The organism is Ramlibacter lithotrophicus, from assembly GCF_012184415.1.
Taxonomy (GTDB): domain Bacteria; phylum Pseudomonadota; class Gammaproteobacteria; order Burkholderiales; family Burkholderiaceae_C; genus Ramlibacter; species Ramlibacter lithotrophicus.
The window spans coordinates 1-21,196 of sequence record NZ_VTOX01000006.1; the positions used below are offsets into that span (position 1 = coordinate 1).

The 21,196-nt window shown below is 69.4% G+C and carries 28 protein-coding genes; 11 read left to right on the plus strand and 17 right to left on the minus strand.

Features of this window, described 5'->3' with window-relative positions:
• From RAMLITH_RS16055 to RAMLITH_RS16070, 4 genes are all read right to left on the minus strand, one after another.
• The coding region (locus RAMLITH_RS16055; protein WP_168108455.1) for a DUF4172 domain-containing protein at positions 1–391 on the minus strand (391 nt) is incomplete at its 3' end.
• Between the two features lie 200 nt (positions 392–591).
• Complete coding sequence (locus RAMLITH_RS16060; protein ID WP_168108456.1) at positions 592–1,338, minus strand: NYN domain-containing protein; 747 nt, start codon at positions 1,336–1,338, stop codon at positions 592–594.
• Between the two features lie 8 nt (positions 1,339–1,346).
• Positions 1,347–1,805 carry a DUF4124 domain-containing protein gene (locus tag RAMLITH_RS16065; RefSeq protein WP_168108457.1) on the minus strand — a complete coding sequence of 153 codons (459 nt, stop codon included), beginning with the start codon at positions 1,803–1,805 and terminating at the stop codon, positions 1,347–1,349.
• Positions 1,806–1,817: 12 nt separating this feature from the next.
• On the minus strand, positions 1,818–2,669 hold the full coding sequence (locus RAMLITH_RS16070; protein WP_168108458.1) for a restriction endonuclease: 852 nt from the start codon (positions 2,667–2,669) through the stop codon (positions 1,818–1,820).
• Between the two features lie 223 nt (positions 2,670–2,892).
• Here RAMLITH_RS16070 and RAMLITH_RS16075 point away from each other — a divergent pair, with 223 nt between their 5' ends.
• The 4 genes from RAMLITH_RS16075 (at position 2,893) to RAMLITH_RS16085 (ending at position 6,633) form a co-directional block, all read left to right on the plus strand.
• On the plus strand, positions 2,893–4,164 hold the full coding sequence (locus RAMLITH_RS16075; protein WP_168108459.1) for a putative DNA modification/repair radical SAM protein: 1,272 nt from the start codon (positions 2,893–2,895) through the stop codon (positions 4,162–4,164).
• Positions 4,165–4,166: 2 nt separating this feature from the next.
• Positions 4,167–5,129, plus strand: coding sequence for a TIGR03915 family putative DNA repair protein (locus RAMLITH_RS16080; RefSeq protein WP_202883279.1), 963 nt, complete (start codon positions 4,167–4,169; stop codon positions 5,127–5,129).
• On the plus strand, positions 5,114–5,605 hold the full coding sequence (locus tag RAMLITH_RS25555; RefSeq protein ID WP_202883280.1) for a UdgX family uracil-DNA binding protein: 492 nt from the start codon (positions 5,114–5,116) through the stop codon (positions 5,603–5,605). Before RAMLITH_RS16080 ends, RAMLITH_RS25555 begins: the two co-directional genes overlap by 16 nt.
• Positions 5,606–5,745: 140 nt before the next feature.
• On the plus strand, positions 5,746–6,633 hold the full coding sequence (locus RAMLITH_RS16085) for a restriction endonuclease (RefSeq protein ID WP_337786162.1): 888 nt from the start codon (positions 5,746–5,748) through the stop codon (positions 6,631–6,633).
• Between the two features lies 1 nt (position 6,634).
• Here the strand turns inward: RAMLITH_RS16085 and RAMLITH_RS16090 are convergent, their stop codons facing one another.
• From RAMLITH_RS16090 to RAMLITH_RS16105, 4 genes are all read right to left on the minus strand, one after another.
• Entirely contained in the window at positions 6,635–7,081 is a 447-nt protein-coding gene (locus RAMLITH_RS16090) for a hypothetical protein (protein WP_168108461.1), read from the minus strand.
• Between the two features lie 145 nt (positions 7,082–7,226).
• The gene (locus RAMLITH_RS25485; RefSeq protein ID WP_181017789.1) at positions 7,227–8,261 is read right to left on the minus strand and encodes a c-type cytochrome; all 1,035 of its coding nucleotides are present in this window, start codon (positions 8,259–8,261) and stop codon (positions 7,227–7,229) included.
• A 142-nt stretch (positions 8,262–8,403) separates the two neighbouring features.
• Positions 8,404–8,718, minus strand: a complete 315-nt coding sequence (locus tag RAMLITH_RS16100) for a plasmid stabilization protein (RefSeq protein WP_168108462.1) — start codon at positions 8,716–8,718, stop codon at positions 8,404–8,406.
• Between the two features lie 101 nt (positions 8,719–8,819).
• A complete protein-coding gene (locus RAMLITH_RS16105; protein ID WP_168108463.1) occupies positions 8,820–9,206 on the minus strand; it encodes a cupin domain-containing protein in 387 nt (128 codons plus the stop codon).
• A 155-nt stretch (positions 9,207–9,361) separates the two neighbouring features.
• On the opposite strand from RAMLITH_RS16105, the gene RAMLITH_RS16110 reads away from it, so the two are divergent.
• Positions 9,362–10,825, plus strand: coding sequence for an esterase/lipase family protein (locus tag RAMLITH_RS16110; RefSeq protein ID WP_168108464.1), 1,464 nt, complete (start codon positions 9,362–9,364; stop codon positions 10,823–10,825).
• Positions 10,826–10,832: 7 nt separating this feature from the next.
• On the opposite strand, the gene RAMLITH_RS16115 is transcribed toward RAMLITH_RS16110, so the two are convergent.
• Both RAMLITH_RS16115 and RAMLITH_RS16120 read right to left on the minus strand, forming a co-directional pair.
• Positions 10,833–11,186 (minus strand): hypothetical protein, encoded by a 354-nt coding sequence (locus tag RAMLITH_RS16115; protein WP_168108465.1) that lies wholly within the window; start codon positions 11,184–11,186, stop codon positions 10,833–10,835.
• Positions 11,187–11,262: 76 nt separating this feature from the next.
• Positions 11,263–11,676, minus strand: a complete 414-nt coding sequence (locus RAMLITH_RS16120) for a VOC family protein (protein WP_168108466.1) — start codon at positions 11,674–11,676, stop codon at positions 11,263–11,265.
• Positions 11,677–11,851: 175 nt separating this feature from the next.
• Between RAMLITH_RS16120 and RAMLITH_RS16125 the strand changes: the two genes are divergently transcribed.
• From RAMLITH_RS16125 to RAMLITH_RS16145, 5 genes are all read left to right on the plus strand, one after another.
• On the plus strand, positions 11,852–12,070 hold the full coding sequence (locus RAMLITH_RS16125) for a hypothetical protein (protein ID WP_168108467.1): 219 nt from the start codon (positions 11,852–11,854) through the stop codon (positions 12,068–12,070).
• Between the two features lie 104 nt (positions 12,071–12,174).
• Positions 12,175–12,519, plus strand: coding sequence for a hypothetical protein (locus tag RAMLITH_RS16130; RefSeq protein WP_168108468.1), 345 nt, complete (start codon positions 12,175–12,177; stop codon positions 12,517–12,519).
• Positions 12,520–12,681: 162 nt separating this feature from the next.
• Complete coding sequence (locus RAMLITH_RS16135; RefSeq protein ID WP_168108469.1) at positions 12,682–12,933, plus strand: cell envelope biogenesis protein TolA; 252 nt, start codon at positions 12,682–12,684, stop codon at positions 12,931–12,933.
• Positions 12,934–13,129: 196 nt separating this feature from the next.
• Positions 13,130–14,161, plus strand: a complete 1,032-nt coding sequence (locus RAMLITH_RS16140) for an isocitrate/isopropylmalate dehydrogenase family protein (protein ID WP_168108470.1) — start codon at positions 13,130–13,132, stop codon at positions 14,159–14,161.
• 146 nt (positions 14,162–14,307) lie between these two features.
• Entirely contained in the window at positions 14,308–14,631 is a 324-nt protein-coding gene (locus RAMLITH_RS16145) for a hypothetical protein (RefSeq protein ID WP_168108471.1), read from the plus strand.
• A 22-nt stretch (positions 14,632–14,653) separates the two neighbouring features.
• Here the strand turns inward: RAMLITH_RS16145 and RAMLITH_RS16150 are convergent, their stop codons facing one another.
• Entirely contained in the window at positions 14,654–14,902 is a 249-nt protein-coding gene (locus tag RAMLITH_RS16150; RefSeq protein WP_168108472.1) for a GlsB/YeaQ/YmgE family stress response membrane protein, read from the minus strand.
• Positions 14,903–15,111: 209 nt separating this feature from the next.
• Between RAMLITH_RS16150 and RAMLITH_RS16155 the strand changes: the two genes are divergently transcribed.
• Positions 15,112–15,822, plus strand: a complete 711-nt coding sequence (locus RAMLITH_RS16155) for a ribonuclease activity regulator RraA (protein WP_420376920.1) — start codon at positions 15,112–15,114, stop codon at positions 15,820–15,822.
• A 16-nt stretch (positions 15,823–15,838) separates the two neighbouring features.
• Here RAMLITH_RS16155 and RAMLITH_RS16160 read toward each other — a convergent pair whose 3' ends face one another.
• From RAMLITH_RS16160 to RAMLITH_RS16185, 6 genes are all read right to left on the minus strand, one after another.
• Positions 15,839–16,468 (minus strand): RcnB family protein, encoded by a 630-nt coding sequence (locus tag RAMLITH_RS16160; RefSeq protein WP_168108474.1) that lies wholly within the window; start codon positions 16,466–16,468, stop codon positions 15,839–15,841.
• Positions 16,469–16,545: 77 nt separating this feature from the next.
• A complete protein-coding gene (locus RAMLITH_RS16165) occupies positions 16,546–17,334 on the minus strand; it encodes an ABC transporter ATP-binding protein (protein WP_168108475.1) in 789 nt (262 codons plus the stop codon).
• A complete protein-coding gene (locus RAMLITH_RS16170; RefSeq protein WP_181017790.1) occupies positions 17,331–18,398 on the minus strand; it encodes a dihydrodipicolinate synthase family protein in 1,068 nt (355 codons plus the stop codon). Before RAMLITH_RS16170 ends, RAMLITH_RS16165 begins: the two co-directional genes overlap by 4 nt.
• A 25-nt stretch (positions 18,399–18,423) precedes the next feature.
• Positions 18,424–19,326: a GNAT family N-acetyltransferase gene (locus RAMLITH_RS16175; protein WP_168108476.1), complete on the minus strand. Its 903-nt coding sequence runs from the start codon at positions 19,324–19,326 to the stop codon at positions 18,424–18,426.
• Positions 19,313–20,377, minus strand: a complete 1,065-nt coding sequence (locus RAMLITH_RS16180; RefSeq protein WP_168108477.1) for an NAD-dependent epimerase/dehydratase family protein — start codon at positions 20,375–20,377, stop codon at positions 19,313–19,315. Before RAMLITH_RS16180 ends, RAMLITH_RS16175 begins: the two co-directional genes overlap by 14 nt.
• On the minus strand, positions 20,374–21,186 hold the full coding sequence (locus RAMLITH_RS16185; protein ID WP_168108478.1) for an ABC transporter permease: 813 nt from the start codon (positions 21,184–21,186) through the stop codon (positions 20,374–20,376). Before RAMLITH_RS16185 ends, RAMLITH_RS16180 begins: the two co-directional genes overlap by 4 nt.
• Positions 21,187–21,196: the final 10 nt, after the last annotated feature.

The window sequence follows — 21,196 nt, forward strand, 5'->3', positions numbered from 1 at the left end:
TCGTCAGCCAGTTGCCGCCGCCGCGAAAAACGGCCATGCTTAACCCTCGCTCGGGATGCCCGTTTGCAGCCGCAACTGGCTTGAATATGCCGGAAACGGATTGGCTCGAAAACGGTGAGAGGTGACACGCGGGCGCATTCGCCAGTCCGAGCCGGCGAGCGGCCGAGGCGCGAACGGAGTTCAGCTGGAGTTGCTCGCCCTCGATCTGCGCGGTGGCCAGCGCTTCCTGCGTCCAGCCCGCCAGCTGCAGCTCGGCAAGGTCCATCACGCCCAAGCCGCCCGCCAGCCCCAGCATCCGGCCCTGGGCCAAACGCGCCTGCGCCAGTGGCGCCGTGACGGCGCTCGCGTCCCACGTGAGTGCCGGCCAGCCCGGTTCCTGCCAGAGGTACATGAAGCGTATTCTAGGCATTTGCGCTTCACGGATGAAGCGCAAAAATCCAATAGCGCTTCACGACAGCCGCTGACGTTCCTGTGGTCGCTTGCTCCAATACCTTTGGGGGACGGCGCCAAACACTCCCGTGCTTCTCATCTGCCCCCTATCGCGTGCGCCTGCGCTAGCGTGGCCCAAGTCCCCGCAGGCAACGTCACAATTCAGGGTGAACCCGGTCTCGACGTCAACGACTGTTTCAGACGCACATGCAGGTGCACGCTTGCAGATCCTTCCGACATCGGAGCCTCTTTGACGTCCAGATAGTCCTGCTTGCGCATCAACTCGCCGAGCTTGGCGCAACCATAGTTGCGCGAATCGAAGGACGGGTTGTTCTTGGTGATCTGCCCACCGACGGCGGCAAGCGAGGCCCAGCCGTCCTCGCGAGTCGTTGCTTCAATAGCCGCGACGACCATTGGCCGGAGCGGCGGCAGCGCGGCGGCTTCACCAATCTTCTCCTGCGTCGGGACGGGCCGGAGAATCTCCGTGAAGATGAACTTGTCGCAGGCAGCGACAAACGGCGCGGGCGTCTTGCGCTCGCCAAAGCCGTAGACGACCAGGCCCGCCTCCCGAATGCGCGTCGCCAACCTTGTGAAATCACTGTCAGAGGATACGAGGCAAAACCCATCTACGTTGTCGGCATGCAGCACGTCCATCGCATCGATAATCAGAGCGGAGTCGGTCGAATTCTTGCCGGTGGTGTACCGAAACTGCTGAACGGGCTGGATCGCCATTGCGTGAAGGGTTTCCTTCCACGAGACCAGATTGGGCGTTGTCCAATCCCCGTACGCGCGCTTGATGGTGGCAGTACCGTATCGGGACACTTCAGCCAGCAATTCCTGGATGACCAGAGCTTGCGCATTGTCCGCGTCGATCAGTACTGCGAGCTTCGCAGCTTCCCTTGTTGCCATTTCTCTTCCTAGCAGCCTAGCTTTCGGTACTTCTTGCGACTCTCGAAGAGCGCTGCTTCCGCGGCTGCCCCTTCGCCCTGTCCGGCATTGCGCACAGCCATCTCCTGCGCAGGCAGCCGGGAGTCAAGAGTCGCGCATTCGGTCCGGTCCTTCGGCGGCAGCTTGAACCTCTTGTGGCGCAGCTCATATTGGGCCGCCGTCTCTCCGAGGATTGGCTCTAGCGCCTTGGCCATCGCTTTGTTCGTCTCGCTCCTCCGGACGTCTGCGCCCTTCCTGCTTTGGCCGCTTGACTTGTCCAGGCCTTGCGTGGGAGTAGTGTCGACCACCCGTGCACCGACACAGGGCTCGTGCGAGTACGCGACCGTCCCTTGGGGGGACTTGCATTTGTAGACCGGCTGCGCTCCGACTGACGCAACCGCGCCGGTCAGGAAAACCAGCAGGGTCGAGAGCATCAGCGTCAGCGCCATTGCAGCCCCAGGTCACCGCGTGCCGCGACAGGACGGATATTGCGAACAGCCCCAGAACTGCGCGCCTGCATTCGCGCCCTTCCGAGCGGTCCTGCGCACCATTGACGCGCCGCACTGCGGGCACTCGGGTGTCGCCGCCGCTGCGGTCCTGGCGGCGGGTGTCGGCGAGGGTGCACTCGAAGGCTTCGACCGCCCCGCCGTGGCCTGCTGTATGAGCCCGAACAGCTTGGGGCCATCCACCAGATTCACGTTTCGGCCTTTGGCGAATGCGTGCGCATCCGCTGTGAAGGTACCGGAGGTAACGACAAACCCGCCGGCAGCTCCTTGCGCCGCCATGAGCCCGTACAGCTCGCGAACCACCTTCACGTCGACCTTGAATGCCTTCCACTGCTTGCACTGCACGAGGTAAGTTTCGTCGGCTCTGCGCAGGACCAGATCCACTCCCCCGTCAGCGCCACCACCACCTTGCTCGGTGACCCTGTATCCCTGCAGGCGAAACGCCTCGCCTACGAGCATCTCGAACTCCCGCCATGACATTCCATTGAGCGCGTCTGCTCCTTTGGATCGAACCACCCCGCGCACCAGCGATTCGCGTCGTTGACGGCGGAAAAAGGATCCCAGCGCGCCGAGAAGACAGAAGAATGGAATGAGGAACTGCCCGATCGATGCGAGCGACGCCACCATCGCCCGGGTAGCAAACGCCGCCATCTGACCTGGCTGCGCAGCATTCGGACTGGGGTTGCTTCCCGCCATCTGATGCAGCACCAGATAGGACACAAGGGCCAAGGCAACACCGGCCCACCAAGGCATCATGGCTACGAGATCCATGAAATCCTCTGCCGGAGTCGATTTTCTGCGCCCCATTGCTTACCTCGCTGTTGAGCTTCCATGCTAGCCGCGGTCTGGGGGCAGGCTTAAGAAAATTTCTTAGCAGTCAAGACAGTAGACGGACACGCTCGAAGCAGGCGCAGGGGCAGTCCGGCGGGGACGGCATTTCTTCCGGGGCATTTCTCACGCTTTCCCCCACCATCATCCGGCCAAACCGTTCACCGGTGCGCCCTCTCGGCCATTACTGTACGATCATCCAGTGGATCTGAATTCCAAGCTCGCCATCCTCGCCGACGCGGCCAAGTACGACGCGTCGTGCGCGTCCAGCGGCGGCGTCAAGCGCAACTCGGTGGGCGGGCGCGGGCTGGGCTCGAACGAAGGGATGGGCATCTGCCACAGTTACGCGCCGGACGGGCGCTGCATCTCGCTGCTCAAGATCCTGCTCACCAACTTCTGCCAGTACGACTGCCTGTATTGCGTCAACCGCGCCAGCAGCAACGTGCCGCGCGCACGCTTCACGGTCGACGAGGTGGTGCACCTCACGCTCGATTTCTACCGCCGCAACTGCATCGAGGGCCTGTTCCTGTCCAGCGGCATCATCCGCAGCGCCGATTACACGATGGAGCAGGTGGTGGAGGTGGCGCGCTGCCTGCGCGAGGACCACGACTTCCGCGGCTACATCCACCTCAAGACCATCCCCGATGCCGCGCCCGAGCTGCTGCAGCGCGCGGGCCGCTACGCCGACCGGCTGTCGATCAACATCGAGCTGCCCACCGAACAAGGCCTGGCGGCGCTGGCGCCCGAGAAGGACGGCGCGGCCATCAAGCGCTCAATGGCGCGGCTGCGCATCCACATCGAAGAAGCCAAGGCCGAAGCCCAGGAGACGGCGCGGGCGCCGGCCGTCTCGCTGCCGGGCGCACGTCCCAGGCGCGCCAGGCCCAAGGCATTCGCGGCAGCGGGCCAGAGCACGCAGATGATCGTCGGTGCCGACGGCGCCACCGACGCGACCATCCTCGCCACCAGCGCGCAGCTCTATGGCGGCTATCGGCTCAAGCGCGTGTACTACTCGGCATTCAGCCCGATCCCGGATGCGTCCTCGTCGCTGCCGCTGCAGGCACCGCCCCTGCTGCGCGAACACCGGCTGTACCAGGCCGACTGGCTGATGCGCTTCTACGGCTTCGAGGCCGGCGAGATCGCAGCCGGCTCCGGCGGCATGCTGTCGCTGGAGATGGACCCCAAGCTCGCGTGGGCGGTGGCTCACCCGGAGCGTTTTCCGGTCGACCTGAACGCAGCGCCGCGCGAGCTGCTGCTGCGCGTGCCGGGACTGGGCGTGAAGGCGGTCGACCGGCTGCTACTGGCGCGGCGGGTGCGCCGGTTGCGCGCCGACGACCTCAAGCGCCTGCACGTGCCGCAGCGCCGCGTGCTGCCGTTCGTGGTGCTGGCCGACCACCGGCCGGCCGCGACCAGCGCGCCCTTGGCCCAGGCAGTCGCCATGGCCAAGGCGCCACCGGTGCAATCCGCCCTGTTCTGACCATGCGCGCGCAGCTGGCGGGCGACACCGACTTCGCCGGATTCCGCGCCCAGGCGCGGACGCTGCTGGCGCGCCAGGTGCCGCCGGACCAGGTGCACTGGACCACCTCGGCCGACGCCGGCGATCTCTTCGCGCAGGAGCCCGCGCTGCCAACCATGCCGACGGCCGCCGGGAGCGCGGCATCGGTGCCTTCCGCCTTCCTGGCCCTGTGCGAAACGGTGGTGCTGCACGCGGACCCCCAGCGCTTCGCCCTGCTCTATCGGCTGCTCTGGCGCCTGCAGCACGAGCCCACCTTGCGCCACGACCCGCTCGATGCCGACATGTTGCTGGCGCGCCGCATGGCGCACGCGGTAGGGCACGACATCCACAAGATGCGCGCCTTCGTGCGGTTTCGCGAGATGCCCGATGCGCAGGCGCCGGGGCAGGTACTGCACGTGGCCTGGTTCGAGCCCGAGCACCACGTCGTCGAGGCCAACGCGCCATGGTTCATGCGGCGCTTCACGCAGATGCGCTGGGCCATCCTGACGCCCCGGCGCTGCGTGGAGTGGGACGGCCATGAACTCCACTTCCGGCCCGGTGCGCAGCAGCAGGACGCGCCGCCGGCGGATGCGGGCGAGCAGCTCTGGCTCACCTACTACCGCAGCATCTTCAACCCCGCGCGGCTGAAGCTGGCCATGATGCAAAAGGAGATGCCGCGCAAGTACTGGCGCAACCTGCCCGAGGCGCAGCTCATTGCGCGGCTGGCGGCGGACGCACTCGAACGCAGCGGCGGCATGATCGAGCAGGCGCCGACGCAGCCGATGCGGCGGGTGGTCAAGCTGGCGCGGGACGCCGAGCCGTCGGCGGTGGAGCGTCCCTCCTCCTTGCCCGAACTCGCCCAGGCCGTGCAGCGCTGCCGCGCCTGTCCGATTGGTGCGATGGCGACGCAGGCCGTCCCGGCGAAGGCCCCATGCGCCCGGCGCTGATGCTGGTGCGCGAGCAGCCGGGCGACCACGAGGACCTGCGCGGCCGTCCCTTCGTCGGCCCGGCGGGCGAGCTGCTGGCGCGCGCGATGGACCGGGCGGGCCTGGCGCGCGACAGCGTCTTCCTGACCAACGCCGTGCGCCATTTCAAGTTCGAGCCGCGCGGCAAGCGGCGCATCCACAAGACGCCTTCGCAAGCCGAAGCCGCCGCCTGCCGGCACTGGCTGGAAGAGGAGATCGCCATCGTGCAGCCGCACGCGCTGGTGGCCCTGGGCGCGACCGCGGCACGCTCGCTGCTGCGCCGGCCGGTGGCGGTGACGGCCGAACGCGGCCAGTGGCACGAGCGGCCCGACGGCAGGAAGGTGCTGGTGACCTTGCACCCGTCGGCGCTGCTGCGGATGGACCCCGCACTGCAGCCGGACGCCTTCGAGACCTTCGTCAGGGACCTGCAAGCCTCCACGCAGCAAGAGGGACGATGAGGGTCGCACCCCATTCGTGCCGGACCCGCCATCCCTTAAGCTCGCCGCACTCGAACGAGGAGCGGGGAATGGGACGACGGCGATCTCAGGCCGGGGCGAGGAAGTCGCCCGGCAAGCTTTTTGAGGCGGGCATCGCGGCGGTGGCATTGGGCGCAGTGCTGCTGGTGGTACCAGCGTTCATGGGCAATTCCGCGATCGCCGGCGCGTTCGCCACCGGCGTCCGCATCCCCGCTGTGTTCGCCCTGCTGGTCGGGGCCTGCCTGATCGCGTTCCACTTCGCGCTGCGCGCCCGGGTCAAGCCGCAGCAGCCGGTCGCGCCGCGGCAGGAGCCGGACTGGACCTCCTGGGCCCCGCCCGAGACGCTGGCGGCGCTGCAGCGTGCCATCCCGCAAGCGGGGCCGATCTCCGCGTTTCCCGACACCGGCGATACCGGCGCCGCCAGCCTCGAAGCAGCGCCGCAGCGGCGGCGCGAGATCGCCTGGGGCCAGAAGGTGTTCGACGACATCGAGTGGCGCCGCTTCGAGGCGGTGTGCGAGAAGCTGTTCGGGCAAGCCGGGTTCGAGACCCGCACGCAATCGCACGGCGCCGACGGCGGCGTCGACATCTGGCTGCACTCGAAGCACGCGCAAGGGCCGGCGGCGGTCGTCCAGTGCAAGCACTGGAGCGGCAGGCAGGTCGGCGTGAAGGAGGTCCGCGAATTCCTCGGCGTGATGACGGCGCACGGGCTCAAGCGCGGCACTTACGCCACGACCTCCACCTTCACCGCCGACGCGGCGAAGTTCGCCAGGGAGAACGGCATCAACGCGCTGGACGGCGCGCGGCTGCTGGCGCTGGTCGGCAAGCGCTCGCCCGAACAGCAGCTGGAGCTGCTGCAGATTGCCTACGAGGGCGAGTACTGGCGGCCCACCTGCGCCAGCTGCGGCACCAAGATGGTCGAGCGCGAAGCCCGCAAGACGGCGTCGCGCTTCTGGGGTTGCGCGCAGTACCCCAGGTGCAAGTCGATGCTGCCGATGCGCAGCCTGGCCTGACTCAGCAGCGCAATTCGCGAAATCGCCTGCGGCTTTGCTCCAGGGCCGCGGCGGCGCTGGAGACCTCGTGCGGGTCCGGGTTGTCCATGCGCGCCGCTTCGACCGGCATGCGGGTGTCCAGCCGCGCGCATTCGGCGCGATCCGGCGCCAGCATGGCGGCGCGCCGGCGCCGCAGCTCGAACTGCGGCACGGTCTCACCCGGCCGGCGTCGCAACGACTGCGCCAGGATCCGGTTTTCCCTGAGGCGCCGCACGTCCACCTGGCGCGGGTTTGCCCTGGCCGGCACGGGTGCGTCGGCGGTGTCGACGATGCGGCCAGTGCAAGGCCGGTCGGAGTACTTCACGGCGCTGCCGTATCCGCACTTGTAGACCGTCTGTGCCGCGGCCGGCAGGGCCGCGCCGGCGCAGGCCAGTGCGATCAGCACCAGGAGATTCGGGTTGATTGACATGGGTCGCTCGCAAACTGCTGAGCTTCATCGTATCGGCCGCGCCCGCGGCCTCACGTTGCCGATTGCAACGAAGCTTCAGCAGTTGTGAGCGCGGCGCGGTGGCGCCGTCTCGACGGACAGACCCGCGGCCGCAGCCGCCGCGCCGCTACGGCGCCTTGAACTCGAACTTCGCCGTCACCGGAGACGGCATCCCGGCCCGCTTGATCTCCGTTGTGATGTTGTACGAGTTGCCGCTGGTGAACCTGAAGAAGTTGCCGTAGCTCACCGCGTTGTTGGCGGCCAGCCGCTCCAGCGTCTTGGTCTCCACGCTCATGCCGTCGGAAACCTGCATCGTCACCTGCGCGTCGGTGACCGGCGCCCGCGTCTTGTTGTCTTCCACCGAGATGTTCAGGTGGTAGTAGCCGCGTCCGGCGGGGATGGACAGCTTCGTTCCGCCGGCCTTGGCGCCCTGCGAGCGCAACGCGTCGGCCCGCATCATGCCGAAATAGACGTCCAGCCCGGAGACCAGCTTGTGGTGCGGGTCCGGCGCCGCCGGCGGCTGCGGCGCGGCCACCGCCGGCAGGCCGTAGTTGAACATGTACAGCGTGGCGTCGCGGATGTCCTCGCGCTCCAGGTCCGGCATCCCGCCGCGCGCCGGCATCGCGCCGTGGCCGTGGACGGCCGAAGCGACCAGCCGGTCGAGGCCCTTGGCAAAGCGCGGCGTCCAGGCGGCGCGGTCGCCGATCCTGGGCGCACCGTCCTTGCCTCCCTGGTGGCACGCAGCGCATTGCTGCTGCACGATGGTCTCGCTGGTGAGCGTCGACGTCCGCATCGCGGCGGGCTCGATCCAGCGGCCACCGGAGTTGTTGACCATGTACACGATGGCGCGCTGCAGCTCGAGGTCGCTTACGCCGGTGCTGCCGCCGTGCGCCGGCATCTTGCGGATGCCCTTGAGCGCGTGCTCGGTCAGCATCGTCAGGCCCTGTCCCGTGCGGGCGGCCCAGGCTGCGGCGTCGCCGATCCTGGGGGCTCCGTCCTTGCCGGAAAGATGGCACGCGCCGCACGCGGCGTCGACCACTTCCTTGCCGGGGCGCTCGCGGCGCTGCGCGTCGGCCGGCCCGCTGAAGGCCGAAAGTGCGGTGAACAGGACGACGGCGGACACCGATGCCCAGGCGGGAACGGATGCGAATGGCAGACCCATGACAACTCCTCGATGCAGGGGGCGAGCCCCCTGGCAAGAAGGCTACCCACCCGGTCGGGCGAGGCGTTGACCTGTATCAACGATCAGGAGTCGTGGATGGGCGTCCCCGGCGCCGCGTCCCGTCCTTCGCGCCGCCGCGCGTTCAGTGCGACTTCTTCGCCGCGTTGCGCTTGCGCGTCGCGGCCGCCTTCTTCGCCGAGGCGGAGCGCTCCTCGGCGGAGCGCGAGGCCGAAGCACGGCCGCCGGCCTTGCCGCCCTTCTTCGACGGCCCGGTGTCCATCGCCTTGCCGCGGCCCGATCCGCTCTTCTTGCCGCCGCCCGTTTCCTTGTTGACGGTGGCCCAGGCGCGGCGCTCGGCCTCCTGGTGGCCCACGCCGCGCTCCTCGTAGCCTTCCTCGATGTGCTCGGCCTGGCGTTTCTGCTTGTCGGTGTACGACGACTTGTCACCGCGTGGCATGGCTGTGCTCCCTTGGGATTGAGATGGTTCAATCTAGCGCGCGCATGTGGGCGCCGCTGTAGGAACACGACGGCGCCGCGGGTCGGTGCCGCCGGACCGGACTACGGCTTGCCTTGCTCCAGGGTCCGCGCGCCGGCGCCCCCGCCATGCGCCGCATCGCCGTGGTTCAGGATCAGCGTGACGAGCACCGCGCAGTTGGTGCGCGCGCGCAGCGAATGGCGCTCTTTCGCCGGCAGCACCACCAGGTTGCCGGCCTGCAGGCGCCGCACGCCGCCCGGCCACGCCACCTCGACGTCGCCTTCGAGGCAGTGGATCGTGCACTCTTCCTCGACGTGGTGTTCCGGCTGGTCCTTGTTGGCCGGCAGCACCAGGTGCAGCAGCTGCAACCGGTCGGTCTTGATCAGGCTGGTGCTGACCGCTTCCCGCAGGTCGGGGCCGAGCGGGGAAACGTTGATGATGTCCAGCGGCTGGGCGTGTGGCAGGGCCATGCGAGTCCTTCGGTAGTGACTTCCCGGCATCGAGCGTAGCCCTTCCGCGCGGCCGCGTCTGTCAGCCGGTGCCGCTTGCGGCTCCTTGCACTTTGTGACCTCATCGGTGCACGTCCTCGACCAGCATCACGGCTGGGTTACCGGAAGCAATCGAAATGGCATCCCCTCGGTCTGCGCATGTTGAGACCGGCGCCACGCGCCGGATGCTGGGCGGCATCGGCCGCACGCTGGCCTTCATGGCGCTCGTGGGCGCCGGCACGACCGCCGCCGCGCTCGCGCCCGAGCTCGTGCCGGCGCGTTTCAATGACGGCACCGACGTCGACGGCACCGCGGTGGGCACCCGCTTGCCGGTGCTGCTCGTCCACGGGCTGGGCGGCTCCAACGAAGGCTGGGAGAGCTTCCTGCGCGCCTACGAGCGCCAACCCGCGTGGCGCGCCGCGTTCAAGCCGTACACGTTCCGGTACAGCACCGGCTCCCAGGAAGTGAACGCCGATCCCGCGGCGCCACGCAGCATTCCGGCGGTGGCCGCCGCGCTGCGCGACGCGATGCAGGCGTTCCAGGACCGGCCCGCGAAACCACCGCACTTCGGCTTCGGCGGCAAGCGCGTGATCGTGCTCGCGCACTCGATGGGCGGCCTGGTCGCGCGCTCGATGATGCAGGAGCACGCGTTCCGCGATGGCCAGCGCGGCGGCGAGAAGGTGCTGCGCCTAGTCACGCTCGGCACGCCCCACCACGGCAGCCCGCTGATGGACGCCGGCCTCGCGCTGGGCCTGGACACGATCGCCGAACTGAGCGACACCCACGCCGGCTTCCTGGCGCAACTGACGTGGACCAACTACGACGGCCTCGACATGTTCCTCGGCCGCTGCAACCCGTGGCTCGCGCAATTGAACAACTACGCGCCGGCCACCGGCGGCCGGCACGGGCGCTGCGGGACGGTCGCGGCGAACCCGCTGGCGGGCTACTACGAGAAGATCGTCGCCTACGGCACGAGCGCGGTGCAGGACGAGGACGTGGACTCGGGGGCCATCGGCGCTTACAAGCCCGGTTCGCCCTCTTCGCTGCGCGCCACCTCGCAGTACCTGCTCAGCGCGTATGGGCGGCCGTACCCCAACGACGGCATCGTGCCGATGGCCAGCGCGCAGTTCGCCGGCGCCCCGCTCGCGCAGCGCCGTGCGGCCTTCGCCTGCGACCATCGGTTCATCAAGCGGGGCTACACCGAGCTGGTCCGCAGCGCCACCGGCACCTATTTCGATACGGCGTTCTGCTCCGCCAGCAGCGTGACGCCGACCGTGCCGTCCGGCATGCCGGACGGCTACGCGGTCGCCGGGTCGGTGTTCGGCGATCCGGGCGGGATCGCCGGGATCCTGCGCACGCACTCGCAGGCCGAGCGTGTCTTCGACTGGGCCGAGCAGGCGTATGCCGGACACCTGCAGCCGGCCGGCGCCCGCAGCGACCTGTGGGGCGGCTACATCTACCGCTGGTATCCGGCGACCAACGCGTACGTCGGCGTCCGCGACGGCAACGTCTACTACATGGGGCCGGCGTCCAACGGCGACATGCAGTTCATGGGCACGCTGGCGGAGTTGGCCGCGCAGGCGCAGGGCGCCGGCTTCTAGGCGCGGGTCAGCGCTGGATGCGGCAGGCCACCGGCGGCCGCGGCGCCACCGACCACAGGCCGTCGCCGGTGCGCACCTGGAAGCTGTGCGTCGTGGTCGCGTAGAAACCCGATCCCACCGCCTGCAGCGGCAGCTTCAGGTCCAATCCGCTGTTCAGCTTCGCGATCGCGGTGCGCTGCCCATACTGCACGACCACCACCGTGAGGTCCTCGCACAGGTAGGTCACCTCCGGGCCCTGGTTCAGCCGGGCCGGCGTGCCGGCGTAGGGGTCGGCGGGAGACGCGGTGCCGGTGAACGGGCCGGTTGCCGCGCAGGACGCGAGCAGCACAGCAGCGGGCAGGATTGCAGCCAGTCGGATCATGGTTGGCTCTCGGTTGCCGATGAACCTCGATTCTGCACCTGCGCACGCCTCGCGCCGCGGGCGGGCCCGCGTGCGTTCAGCCAGAGACGCCGCCCATCACCATCCAGGGCGTCCCGAAGCGGTCCGTGAGCATGCCGAAAGCCTCGGCCCAGAACGTCTTGGTCACCGGCATCGTCACCTTGCCGCCTTCGGCCAGCTGGTCGAAGATGCGGCGCGCCTCGTCGGCGCCCTGGTACGCCAGCGAGAGCGAGAAACCGCCCATGGCGGCGGCCTGGCCAGCGGGCGTGTCGCTCGCCATCAGGTTGCGCCCGTCGACGATGAGGTTCGCATGCATGATGCGGTCCTTCGATCCGGGCGGGCACTGCTGCGGGTCGGGCGACTCGCCGTAGGTCATCATCATCTCCAGCTTGCCGCCGAGCGTGCGCTCGTAGAACCGCATCGCCTCGGCGCAGGTGCCGTCGAAGAACAGGTAGCTGTCGAGGATAGGCATGGCATCTCCCTTGGTTGGCTGCCGGAAGGGGAGCGACTGTACGAGGATGCGCGGCCGATGACAAGCCAGCTGCAGCGCAGCTCTGCCGTCCTCCGGCAGGAGGATGGGTGTTTGGCTGACAGCCAGGCGCCGCTCGCGGCGCTGCAATGGAGGACCTGCAACCCAAGGAGCTTCCATGTCCCAGCAAGCGGTCATCCGCGGCGAAGTCTCGTTCCGCGCCGGCGACGGCGTGCTGATGCCGATCCCCCCGGGCCCCGTCGACCTCGACGTCGCCGACGACAGCGTGACCCTCGGCTGGACCGAGAGCAACGGCGCCGCCGGATCGACGGCGATCACCCGCGACGAGTACGAGCGCTACGTTCGCGAAGGCAAGATCCGGGTGGTCGAGCACTGAATCGGGAACCCGCGGACCGGTTGCCGATCCATCGGGGCTGTTCTGCCCGTGTTCCCATGCGCCTGCCTGCTTTCCGTCTTGCGTTCTTCGCCGCGCTCTTGTCCGTGGCTGCCATCCCTGCGACCCAGGCGGCCGCGCGCGGCCGGCCGAAGGCGCCGCTGGCCGCCTTCGACGGCCTGTGGTGCGGCACCGGGCTGCTGCACGAGTTCAGCCTGCAGCTGTCGCAGCAGCAACAGGACGTGCAAGGCACGCTGGTGCGGCGCGAGCGGCGCCGGGAACTCGAGGGGCGGGTGGAAGGCGGAACGCTGCATACCCAGGCCACCAGGCACGGATCGCTGGTGCTGCAGCGTGCCGGCGACGAGCTGCGCGTCACGGGGGGCGACGGCTTGCTGGCCATGGCGCGGGGCGCCACCTTCCAGCGCGCGAGCGGCGCCGCCTGCACAGGCTGACGGGCCCGGCCGCACCGCCGCGCGGGCAACGGCGGAGGCGGCCGGCGCACAGCCGGGCGACTGCGGGTAATTACCGAGTCAACCGCGCGGATGAGTGCCGCGTTGATGGGAGGCAGCCTTTCCAGGCGGCATCCTCCCCAACATCGAATGGAAAAGTCTTATATGAACAAGCTCCTTGCTCTCCTGCTGACCTCCTTCTTCGCCGTGTCGTCGTTCGCCGCCTCGCACGCCGGCGCCCCGATGGCTGGCGCCTCCGCCGCCAAGGCCGAAGCCAAGGCCGAGAAGAAGGAAGCCAAGGCCGAGAAGAAGGCCGCCAAGGCCGATGCCAAGGCCGAAAAGAAGGAAGCCAAGGCCGACGCCAAGGCCGAGAAGAAGACCGCCAAGGCCGAGAAGAAAGAAGAAGCCAAGAAGTAATTCCAGGCTTCGCGCAGCGCCCGCTCGAGGCGCCGCGCCGCGAAATGCCCGCCATCGGCGGGCATTTTCTTTTTGGCCTGGAGCGCGGCCCACCCGGGACGGGCTTCGGGGTTTACCCTTGCCGGAATCGAATCGCTGCGAGAATGGTGGGTTTTGCACTGCCACTCGCCGCGCGGCGAACCCCCTGGAGCCCCTCATGTCGAACAAGATCCCAGCCACCTTGATTCCCGGCGACGGCATCGGTCCCGAAATCGTCGAAGCCACCCTGGCCGCCCTGGACGCGCTGAAAGCGCCCTTCGAATGGGACAGCCAGGTCGCCGGCCTCGGCGGCGTCAAGAGCGCCGGCGATCCCCTGCCGCCGGCCACGCTGGACAGCATCCGCCGCACGCGCCTCGCGCTCAAGGGCCCGCTGGAAACGCCCCTGGGCGGGGGTTACCGCTCGTCCAACGTGCGCCTGCGCGAGGAGTTCCAGCTGTTCGCCAACCTGCGCCCGGCCCGCACCATCATCCCGGGCGGGCGCTACGACAACATCGACCTCGTGGTGGTGCGGGAGAACCTCGAGGGCCTGTACATCGGGCACGAGAACTACATCCGGATCGACGACGATCCGCAGGCCGTCGCCATGGCCACCGGCATCAACACGCGCCAGGGCAGCCGCCGGCTGATCGAATACGCCTTCGAGCACGCGGTCGCCACCGGGCGCAAGAAGGTGACGATCGTGCACAAGGCCAACATCCTCAAGGCGCTGACCGGCATCTTCCTGGATACCGGCGTGAAGCTGTACGAGGAGAAGTACAAGGGCCGGTTCGAACTCGAGACCATGATCGTCGACGCCTGCGCGATGAAGCTGGTCCTCAACCCGTGGCAGTTCGACGTCGTGGTCACGACCAACCTGTTCGGCGACGTGCTGTCCGACCTGGTGGCGGGCCTGGTCGGCGGCCTGGGCATGGCGCCAGGGGGCAACATCGGGCGCGACGCGGCCATCTTCGAAGCGGTGCACGGCTCGGCGCCGGACATCGCCGGCAAGGGCATCGCCAATCCCACGGCGCTGCTGCTGGCGGCCGCGATGATGCTCGATCACGTCCGCCGGCCCGAACTCGCCACCCGGCTGCGCCGCGCCATCGACGAAACCCTCAACGTCGACAAGGTCCGCACCGGCGACCTCGGCGGCAGCGCCAGCACGGCCGCGTTCACGAAGGCGCTGGTGAGCCGCATCGCCAACGCCTGATCCGAAGGCCCGCGCGGCCGCGACCGCCGCTGGCGCCGGCCACGCGCGATGCCTCACGCCAGCGGGGGGCGGATTCCTACACTCGCCGGCGCCGCACCGTCCAACAATGAACTTCCATCGTTCCGTTGCCCGGTGCAGGTGCCAAGGTGCAGGAAGTTTCCTTCTGGACCCTCCTCTATCGCTATTTCTTCTTCGACTGGCTGTTCCAGGACGCCGGCCGCGGCGACGCGTTCCAGCGCGCGGCGGCGTGGCGGCACAACCGCGAGCAGGCGCGCTGGCTGCCGCTGTACCTGTGGCGCTGGGTCTGCCTCGGGCTGATGCTCTACGGCCTGGGCAGCTACTTCGAGGTGCTGCTCGAACTGCCGGAGCTCTCTTCCTTTTTCTACGTTCCGGCTTCCCTCAGCGTGCCTGTCAGCGCCGTGATCGCCGCGGCCTGGATCGGCCTGAAGGCGCTGCCGCGGCCCCTGTGAGCGGCGCGGTGCGCGCCGCGTTTCAGTGCCGCCGGGAGACCAGCCCGTAGATGAACAGCAGGATCATCGCGCCGACGACCGACGCGATGAAGCCGGCGCTGCTGCCCTCGGCGTACCAGCCAAGCCCCTGGCCGAGGAAGGTGGCGACCAGCGCGCCCACGACGCCGAGGATCGTGGTCAGGATGAATCCCATGGGATTGGGTCCGGGCATCAGGGCGCGGGCCACCAGCCCGACGATGAAGCCGATCAGGATGCTCCAGATGAAGTGCATGCCAGTGTCCTTCAGATGACCTTGATGGCTGCCGATCGTAGGAGTGGGCCCGCCGGCCCCGTGTAGGACTGCGGCGTCACTGACCCGTGGCTGGGCGACGGCATCGCACGCCGCCGAGCTACCGTTGAGGGACAATGCCCGGCCGCCAACCGGCAACCGGACATTCCCCCGACGGAGACCGCATGACCCAAGACACCGCGCAGCACACGGTGCGCCCCGAAACCGTGGAACGCTTCAGGCGCGTGAGCACGGCCACCATCTGCACCTGCCTCTACAAGCGCGGCCTGCGCCACCAGTTCGTCCAGGACGTGCAGCCGGTAGGCCGCTACGAGCGCAACATGGTCGGTCCGGCCTTCACCCTGCGCTACATGCCGGCGCGCGAGGACCTCAACGCACTGGAGGTGTTCCGCGATCGCGGCCATCCGCAGCGCAAGGCGGTCGAGGAGTGCCCGCCGGGCGCGGTGATGGTGATCGACAGCCGCAAGGACGCGCGGGCCGCGTCGGCTGGCGGCATCCTGGTCGGGCGCCTGCACGCCCGCGGCGTGGCCGGTGTCGTCACCGACGGCGGGTTCCGCGATTCGAGCGACATCGGCAAGCTGCCGATGCCGGCGTATCACCAGCGGCCGAGCGCGCCGACCAACCTGACGCTGCACCAGGCGATCGACATCAACGTGCCGATCGGCTGCGGCGACGCGCCCGTCTTCCCCGGCGACATGGTGGTCGGCGACGGCGACGGCGTGGTGATCGTGCCGGCCCACCTCGCCGACGAGATCGCCGCCGAGGCCACCGAGATGACGGTGTTCGAGGACTTCGTGGAAGACGAGGTCAGGCGCGGCCGCTCGATCCTGGGCCTGTATCCGGCGACCGACCCGCAGACGCAGGTCGACTTCGCCGCGTGGCGCAAGTCCAGGGGCCGCTGACCGCCGGCGCGGCGGATCACTGGCCGACCAGCATGTTGACGATTTCGCCGTTGCGGCCGATCAGGAGGTAGTTGCCGGGCTCCGGCTGCACCCACTGGTGGCCGGGCGGCGGCGCATACAGGCGGTGTGCCCGCCAGTCGTTGACGACGAACTGGCGCTGGCGGTATTCGGAGGGCAACGGATCGCCGGGGCGCAACCGCGGGGCGCGGGGATTCCAGCGCCGCTCGGCGCGGTCGTCGCCACGGCCCTGCCACTGCGGGGACGGCTGGACCTGGGCTGGCGGCTGGACATGAACGGGTGGCTGGACGTAGACCGGCGGCCCGCCTCGGCCGGGGTGGTCCTGCGGCTGGCGGCCCCAGCGCTCGCCCCCCTGGCCGCGCCAGCCGTCGGGGCGCTCGGCTTCGAAGCGCCGCTGCTCGCGCCGGTCCTGCCGGTCGCGTCCGCCGCGCGGGTCGGCTGGCTGCACCCAGCGACGGTCGCCTCCGCGGTCGCCGCGTGGCTCTCCCTGCTGCACCCAGCGGCGCTCGTCGCCGCGGCCGCCCCGACCGCGGTCGTCGGGCTGGGCGACAGCCGGCGTCCCCAGCCCGGCGACGGCCAGGGCGAGGGCGAGCGCGGCGGCTGTGAAGGGCGAAGCTTTCCCGGACATGGGCCCAATGATGCGGCGAAAAGGTGTCCGCCGTGCAAAGACGGCGTGCCGGGCGTGCAAATGCGCAGGCCCCGGCCCTACTCCACGCCCAGCAGTTCGTAGATCCGGCGGACGTACTCGCCGAACTCGGGGCTCGTCTTGACGTGTAGCTTGCGCGGCTCCTCGAGCTCGATCGGGAAGCAGTCCGCCATGCGGGCCGGGCCCGCGGTGAGGACGGCGCAGCGCGAGCCGAGGAACACTGCTTCGTGGATGCTGTGGGTGACGACGACGAACGTGGTCCGGCTCTCGGCCCAGATCCTCAGCATCTCCAGGTTCATCTTCTCGCGCGTGAGGGCATCGAGCGCGCCGAACGGCTCGTCCATCAGCACGAGCTTGGGCGAGTGGATCAGCGCCCGGGCGATGGCGGCGCGCTGCTGCATGCCGCCGGAGAGCTCGTACGGATACTTGTTGTCGAAACCGGCCAGGCCGACCATCTCCAGCAGTTCGTGCGCGCGCTGCGTCGCCTGCCTGCGGTCCAGGTGCAGGATGTCGGCCGGCAGCAGCACGTTCTCCAGGATGGTCCGCCACTTGAGCAGCAACGGCTGCTGGAACACCATGCCGACGTCGCGCCCCGGATTGAAGTTGCCGCCGCCCACCTCCAGCGTGCCGCCGTCGTGGGACTGCAGCCCGGACAGGATCTTCAGCAGGGTCGTCTTGCCGCAGCCCGACGGCCCCACCAGCGACACCATGTCGCCGGGGAAGATGTCCATCGTGACGTCCGAGACGGCGAGGAATTCCTCGTCGCGCTTGCGGTACACCTTGCGCAGGTTGCGCATGCGGATCAGCGGCTCGCCGGCCGCGGCCTGCGGCTCGCGCGCGGCGTTCATGACAGCCATCGCTGCAGGTTCTCGCTGACGAAGGCGTCGTCCGAGAGGTCCGCATGCATGCGGTAGACGCGGTCGATCTCCCCGGCCTGGCCGGGCCCCAGGCCCTCGGCCGGATCGAGGCACCAGATGCCTTCGAGCAGGCCTTGCCGGCGCAGCACCTCGTGGCAGCCGGCGATGCAGCCGTGAAAGTTGTTGGCGACGTCGAAGAACGCGGAGTTGCAGTCGGTCACGCGCGCGTCGAGCGCCAGCAGCTCGGGGCCGAGGCTGCCGCCGCCCTGCGCCAGTTCGGACTTGATGCGAGCGAGCTGCTGCACCGCGCTGCGGGTCCACACCGACCAGTGGCCGAGCAACCCGCCGCGGAACCGCACGCTGACCGGCGCGCCATCGCGCATGGCCACGAACGGCAGCGCGAGGTCCAGCACGATGTGGTCGTCGTTGCCGGTGTACAGGAACACGCGCTCCTCGGCGCGCGCCGCCACCACTCCGCGCACGACGTCGAGCGTGCGATAGCGGTTGAACGGCGCCACCTTGATCGCCAGCGCATTGGGGATCGAGGCGAAGCGCCGCCAGAAGTCGCTGGAGAGCACCGGGCCGCCGACGGCCGTCTGCAGGTAGAAGCCGACCAGCGGGATCTCCCGGGCCACCGCCTCGCAATGCTCGATCAGCTGGTCCTCGGGCGCACCGGCCAGTGCCGCGAGGCTGAGCAGCCCCGCGTGGTAGCCGAGGCCCACGGCGATCCGCGCCTCGTTCTTCGCCTGCGCGGTGCCGCCGCACAGGCCGGCGATCATCGCCATCGGGCGTTGGTCCCAGTCCAGCCGGTCCTGCATGGCGCTGCGCAGCACGGTTTCGTACAGGCCGTGTTCGCGGATCGCGAACTGCGTGGTGTGCACGCCCACGGCCAGCCCGCCGACGCCGGCGTCGACGTAGTAGCGGGTGAGCGCGCGCTGCCGGCGCGCATCGAAGCGGCGGCTGGCGTCGAGCGCCAGCGGGTGCGCCGGGATGACGGCGCCCTGCGCCAACAGCGACAGCACGTTCTCGGGGAGGTCGGATCGGTTCAAGGCCATGGGATGCTCCTGTCGCGCGGCGCCCTCAGGCGAACTCGGGCCCGGCGACGGCGTGGATGAAGTGGGCCTGGCCCTGGGGCACGCATTGCCCGCCGAGCGCCAGCGCCATGCGGGCGAAGCCGCGCTGCGGCGTGAAACCGGCGTGGAGCAGCGCTTCGCGCAGCCGGGGCCGTTCGTCGGGTACGTCGATCAGCAGCGGCCCGCCGTAGCGCGCGGCCGCGTCCCGCAGGACGGCGATCGCCGCGGCCTCGTCGACGGCGACCAGCGGGCCGATGTGGTGCGCCACGCGCCCGCTGCGCACGATCGCGAACCCCTGCGGCTGCCGCACGCAGCGCGAGTCGGGCCGCTCCAGCAGCGCACGCAGCAGCGCGGGCCGCGAGAAGCCGAGCGCCTCCTGGTCCAGTTCGGCGAGGCTGTCGAGATCGGGATGCGACGGCGGCAGTTCCGGGGCCGTGGCCGGCCGCGCCTCGCGCCGCCACCGCGTGAGCCGCCACAGCACCTCGAAACCGAATTTCGCATACAGCGCCTCGCCCGCCGGCGTGGCGTCCAGCATCGCGATGCGGCCCTGCGCCTGGATGTGGCGCAGGCACTCGCGGAAGACCAGGCGGCCGAGCCCGCGCCCGCGGCTGGCGGGGGTCACGAGGATCATGCTGATCCACGCGACGCCGCGGCCGGTCACGCTGGCAAGGCAACCGGGGCGGCTCTCCCCCATCGGCAGCACGGCGCCGCTCGCCAGGAAGCGGCCGGCGTCGTCGCGCACCACGTAGATCGCGCCGCTGTCGAAGAAGACGCGCCAGTCGTCGAAGGTCTGGTTCCAGTGGCTCTGCTCGACGAGCTCGCCCAGCATCGCCAGCGCCTGCGGCGTCAGCTGCGCCAGCCGCTCGACCTCGGTCACCGCGGCCGGGGCTTGGGGCTCAGTACCTGCCATCCCGCGACTCGAACCTGGTCGGCTTGCCCAGCAGCCGCTGCTCGCGCGCGATCCAGTCCGCCATCCAGCCGACCAGCCGCAGCAGCGGGACGCGCGGATAGCCGAACAGCTGCTCGGCCTGGCTGGTGTTCATGAGCCAGGCGGTCGGCGCTTCCTGGCCGGTGATCGTCACCGGCTTGCCGAACCGGCGGCCGAACTCCTCGGCCAGCCAGCGCACCGAGGTCGTTTCGGGACCGCTCACGTTGATCGGCGAGGTCGGCACGGTGGCGGCGGCAAGGCAGCGCAGCGCCTGCGCATTGGCGTCGCCCTGCCAGATCACGTTGACATGGCCCATCGTGACGTCGACGGGCTCGCCGCGCCAGACCTTGAGCGCCACGTCGGCCAGCACGCCGTAGCGCATGTCGATCGCGTAGCTGAGGCGAAAGAGCCGGCCGGGCGTGCCGTACTGCTGCGAGAAATGCTCGAACAGGCGCTCGCGGCCGACGCAGGAGTTGGCGTACTCGCCGGGCGGCGTGAGCGATTTCTCGTCCTCGCTCGCGCCCTGGCTGATCACCGGCACGAACGGGTAGACGCAGGCGGTGGAGAACGCCACGATGCGCGACTGGCGGAAGGTCTCGGCCACCAGCGCCGGCACGTACGCGTTCATCGCCCAGGTGAGCGGCGTGTTGCCCTCGGCGCCGAACTTGCGCCCGGCCATGAAGACCACGTTCCTGCACTGCGGCAGCTTCGCGACCGCCTCGCGATCCATCAGGTCGCAGGAGATCGTCTCGATGCCGTGCGCCTGAAGGCTTTCGCGCACGCCGGGCTCGGAGAAGCGAGCGACGGCGATCACGCGGCGCTCGCGCGGCATCGCGTTGCGCGCCAGCCGCGCCAGGGTCGGCCCCATCTTGCCGCCGACGCCCAGGATCAGGAGGTCGCCGTCGATGCCGGCCAGGTCCCGGACCAGCTCGCGCGACGGCGTGGCGAGGTAGTCCTCGAGCGCCGCCTCGTTCTCGAAGCGCTCCGGGAACGGCAGGTCGTCGAGCAGCGTGGGTTCGGCGGCAGCGGTCATTGCAGTCTCGCGTCTTGGGTGATGAACAGGCGTTCCAGCAGGAGCACCAGCATGTACAGCAGCACGCCCAGGGCGGTGATCAGCAGCACCGCCATGAAGACGGCGGGGATGTCCAGCGATGCCTGCACCTGGATCATCAGGTAGCCCAGGCCCTTGTCCGAGGCGATGAACTCGCCGACGACGGCGCCCGCCACCGCCAGCACCGTGGCGACCTTCATCCCGGAGAAGACATAGGGCAGCGATCCCGGCAGCTGGATGTGGCGGAACAACTGCCAGCGCGATCCCTTGAGCGCGCGGACCAGGTCCAGCAGGTCGGGCTCGGTCTCGTTCAGGCCGCGGATCGTGGTCAGCAGGATCGGGAAGAAGCAGAGGCTGAACGTGATCAGGATGTTGGGGCCGATGCCGTAGCTGAACCAGACGATGATCAGCGGCCCGAGCGCCACCTTGGGGATCATGTTCAGCGTCACCAGCAGCGGGAACACCAGCAGCATCAGCTTGCGGCTGGTCACGAACAGCAGCGCCGCCAGGATGCCAAGCACCACGCCCAGCGTGTAGCCGGCGAACACCTCCAGCGCCGTCACGGCGGTGTTGGACAGCCAGCTGAGGTTCTCGTTGCCCAGCGACGCCAGCACCCGCGACGGCGCGGGCAGGATGAATTGCTGGATGTCGAACACGCGCACCGCCGCTTCCCACAGCGCGATGCCGGCCAGGTGCACCGAAACGATCAGCGCCCAGCGCTGCCAGCGCGGCTGCCCGGCGGCCAGGCCGGGCAGCACCGGGGCCGCGAGCGCGTTGTCGGAGGAGGTCATGCGGGACGGG

Coding starts and splice junctions, on each gene's coding strand:
- RAMLITH_RS16060 (WP_168108456.1), bottom strand. CDS start 1,338: ATGGCAACAAGGGAAGCTGCGAAGCTCGCAGTACTGATCGACGCGGAC.
- RAMLITH_RS16065 (WP_168108457.1), bottom strand. CDS start 1,805: ATGGCGCTGACGCTGATGCTCTCGACCCTGCTGGTTTTCCTGACCGGC.
- RAMLITH_RS16070 (WP_168108458.1), bottom strand. CDS start 2,669: ATGGGGCGCAGAAAATCGACTCCGGCAGAGGATTTCATGGATCTCGTA.
- RAMLITH_RS16080 (WP_202883279.1), top strand. CDS start 4,167: ATGCGCGCGCAGCTGGCGGGCGACACCGACTTCGCCGGATTCCGCGCC.
- RAMLITH_RS25555 (WP_202883280.1), top strand. CDS start 5,114: ATGCGCCCGGCGCTGATGCTGGTGCGCGAGCAGCCGGGCGACCACGAG.
- RAMLITH_RS16090 (WP_168108461.1), bottom strand. CDS start 7,081: ATGTCAATCAACCCGAATCTCCTGGTGCTGATCGCACTGGCCTGCGCC.
- RAMLITH_RS25485 (WP_181017789.1), bottom strand. CDS start 8,261: ATGGGTCTGCCATTCGCATCCGTTCCCGCCTGGGCATCGGTGTCCGCC.
- RAMLITH_RS16100 (WP_168108462.1), bottom strand. CDS start 8,718: ATGCCACGCGGTGACAAGTCGTCGTACACCGACAAGCAGAAACGCCAG.
- RAMLITH_RS16105 (WP_168108463.1), bottom strand. CDS start 9,206: ATGGCCCTGCCACACGCCCAGCCGCTGGACATCATCAACGTTTCCCCG.
- RAMLITH_RS16110 (WP_168108464.1), top strand. CDS start 9,362: ATGGCATCCCCTCGGTCTGCGCATGTTGAGACCGGCGCCACGCGCCGG.
- RAMLITH_RS16115 (WP_168108465.1), bottom strand. CDS start 11,186: ATGATCCGACTGGCTGCAATCCTGCCCGCTGCTGTGCTGCTCGCGTCC.
- RAMLITH_RS16120 (WP_168108466.1), bottom strand. CDS start 11,676: ATGCCTATCCTCGACAGCTACCTGTTCTTCGACGGCACCTGCGCCGAG.
- RAMLITH_RS16125 (WP_168108467.1), top strand. CDS start 11,852: ATGTCCCAGCAAGCGGTCATCCGCGGCGAAGTCTCGTTCCGCGCCGGC.
- RAMLITH_RS16135 (WP_168108469.1), top strand. CDS start 12,682: ATGAACAAGCTCCTTGCTCTCCTGCTGACCTCCTTCTTCGCCGTGTCG.
- RAMLITH_RS16140 (WP_168108470.1), top strand. CDS start 13,130: ATGTCGAACAAGATCCCAGCCACCTTGATTCCCGGCGACGGCATCGGT.
- RAMLITH_RS16150 (WP_168108472.1), bottom strand. CDS start 14,902: ATGCACTTCATCTGGAGCATCCTGATCGGCTTCATCGTCGGGCTGGTG.
- RAMLITH_RS16160 (WP_168108474.1), bottom strand. CDS start 16,468: ATGTCCGGGAAAGCTTCGCCCTTCACAGCCGCCGCGCTCGCCCTCGCC.
- RAMLITH_RS16165 (WP_168108475.1), bottom strand. CDS start 17,334: ATGAACGCCGCGCGCGAGCCGCAGGCCGCGGCCGGCGAGCCGCTGATC.
- RAMLITH_RS16170 (WP_181017790.1), bottom strand. CDS start 18,398: ATGGCCTTGAACCGATCCGACCTCCCCGAGAACGTGCTGTCGCTGTTG.
- RAMLITH_RS16175 (WP_168108476.1), bottom strand. CDS start 19,326: ATGGCAGGTACTGAGCCCCAAGCCCCGGCCGCGGTGACCGAGGTCGAG.
- RAMLITH_RS16180 (WP_168108477.1), bottom strand. CDS start 20,377: ATGACCGCTGCCGCCGAACCCACGCTGCTCGACGACCTGCCGTTCCCG.
- RAMLITH_RS16185 (WP_168108478.1), bottom strand. CDS start 21,186: ATGACCTCCTCCGACAACGCGCTCGCGGCCCCGGTGCTGCCCGGCCTG.